This window comes from Saccharomonospora saliphila YIM 90502 (assembly GCF_000383795.1).
Classification (GTDB): domain Bacteria; phylum Actinomycetota; class Actinomycetes; order Mycobacteriales; family Pseudonocardiaceae; genus Saccharomonospora; species Saccharomonospora saliphila.
This window is the reverse complement of record NZ_KB912712.1, coordinates 116,521-118,580: the sequence shown is the minus strand read 5'-3', so window position 1 is coordinate 118,580 and position 2,060 is coordinate 116,521. Positions and strand designations below refer to the sequence as shown.

Here is a 2,060-nt window from a genome sequence, read left to right as displayed (position 1 = left end):
CGCCCGGCCACACGCCGACCACGCGACCGTCGGCGGTGGTCGCGCGCGAGCGACGGCCGTGCGCACCGGTCCCGGTGCCCCGCACGGTGAACAGGCGCGAGCGGTACGGGCTGCCGGAGTCCACCTGCTTCTCCCCCGCGCCGCCGTCTCCCTGTTCGCCGGTGCCGGGGTCCGACGGTGGTGTACCGGACTCCCGCCCTCCGGTGTCCCCGGGAGAACCGTCCGGTTCGGACCGGCCACGGTCGTCGGCACCGCTGTCCGTGCGCGGGCCTTCCCGCTCAGGGCCCTCCGCGCCGTCCGGACTCGACGCCTGATCGTCGTCCGCCGGTCCGTCGCCCTGATCGGATGATCCGCCGTCGTCCGGGGGACCGCCCCCGTCCGGCGGGTCGGGTTCGGGGTCGTCGTCGCCGAGCACCTCGTCCAGCTTGTCCTCGTCGAGGCCCGGCGCGTCGAACGGGTTGCGCCTGCGCCGGTGCGGCAGCGCCAGCCGCGCGGCCACACGAATGTCCTCGGTGGTCACCTCGGTGCGCCCGCTCCAGGCGGCGTGCGCGGCGGCCGTGCGCGCGGTGACGATGTCGGCGCGCATCCCGTCCACCTCGAACGCCGCGCACACCTCGGCGATACGCACGAGCGCGTCGTCGGTCAGGGCCACCGACGGCAGCAGCGTGCGGGCAGCCTCGATCTCGGCGGCCAGGGCTTTCTCGCTGTCGGCGTAGCCGGAGGCGAAGGCCTCCGGGTCGGTCTCGTAGGCGAGCCTGCGGCGCACGACCTCGGCGCGCTCGCCGGGCTCGCGGCTGGCGGAGACGTCCACGGTCAGGCCGAACCGGTCGAGAAGCTGCGGACGCAGCTCGCCCTCCTCCGGGTTCATCGTGCCGATCAGCACGAAACGCGCCGCGTGCGTCACCGACACACCCTCGCGTTCGACGGTGACCCGGCCCATCGCGGCGGCGTCGAGCAGCGTGTCGACGAGGTGGTCGGCCAGCAGGTTGACCTCGTCCACATAGAGCATTCCGCGGTGCGCCCCGGCGAGCAGCCCCGGCTGGAAGTCGGTCACCCCGTCGCGCAGCGCGCGTTCCAGGTCGAGCGAGCCCACCACGCGGTCCTCGGCCGCGCCGACCGGCATCTCCACCAGCCTCGCGGGCCGCGTGTGCGCCTCGGCACCGCTTTCGTGCGGACCGTCCGGACACCCCGGGTCGGGCGCGGCCGGATCACACGCGAAGCGGCACTGACCCACCACGTCGACGTCCGGCAGCAGCCCGGCCAGGGCCCGCACCATCGTCGACTTCGCGGTGCCCTTCTCGCCCCGCACGAGCACCCCGCCGATCGCGGGAGACACGGAGGAAAGGATCAGACCGAGCCGCAGGTCGGGCATCCCGACCACGGCTGTGAACGGATACGGCCGCACACGCACTCCCAACGCCCGCGTGGGTGTCCTCGCCCACGTCGCCAGCAGGTCCACAGGCAGCCGTCGAAGCTCTGACTCCCAGCCTGGGCGGCTGGTCACAGTGGCGGGACCGTCCCGGAGTCGCACCGGGTTCCACGACGACCGCGCACCGATCATCGCACACATCTCAACTACAGTGGCCGATCGTGATGATTGTCGTAGTCGGGATCGGTGCCGACGGCTGGGCCGGCGTGCCCGAGTCGTCGCGGACCGAGATCACCGCCTGCGACGTGCTCGTCGGCGGTGCGCGCCACCTCGGCCTCGTGCCGGAGACCGGCGCCGAGCGGGTGCCATGGCCGAGTCCGCTGCTGCCCGCGTTGGACGAATTGTTCACCAGCCGCGCCGGACGGCGGATCGGCGTGCTGGCCAGTGGCGATCCCCTGCTGGCCGGAATCGGCACCACGCTGGTGCGCCGGTTCGGCGCCGAGCACGTGCGTGTGCTGCCGTCGGTGTCGTCGGTGGCACTGGCCCGCGCGCGGCTGGGCTGGTCGGCCGAGGACACCGAGGTCGTGCGCACTGTCGCCTCCGACGCGCACACGGTGCTGCGCACCGCGGGCGACGGCCGGAGGCTGCTGGTGCTCAGCGCCGACGCCGACACGCCGAGCACGGTCGCGGC

At 73.9% G+C, this 2,060-nt stretch carries 2 protein-coding genes and 1 riboswitch; of the genes, one reads left to right on the top strand and one right to left on the bottom strand.

The features are described from left to right. Positions 1-1,405: ATP-binding protein (locus SACSA_RS23645; RefSeq protein WP_083940298.1), on the bottom strand; the 1,405-nt coding region annotated here is incomplete at its 3' end. Positions 1,406-1,414: 9 nt separating this feature from the next. Beyond that, a riboswitch (adenosylcobalamin (AdoCbl) riboswitch) is annotated at positions 1,415-1,566 on the bottom strand. A 27-nt stretch (positions 1,567-1,593) separates the two neighbouring features. Between SACSA_RS23645 and cbiE the strand changes: the two genes are divergently transcribed. Then, positions 1,594-2,060: precorrin-6y C5,15-methyltransferase (decarboxylating) subunit CbiE (gene cbiE, locus SACSA_RS23640; protein ID WP_019819154.1), on the top strand; the 467-nt coding region annotated here is incomplete at its 3' end.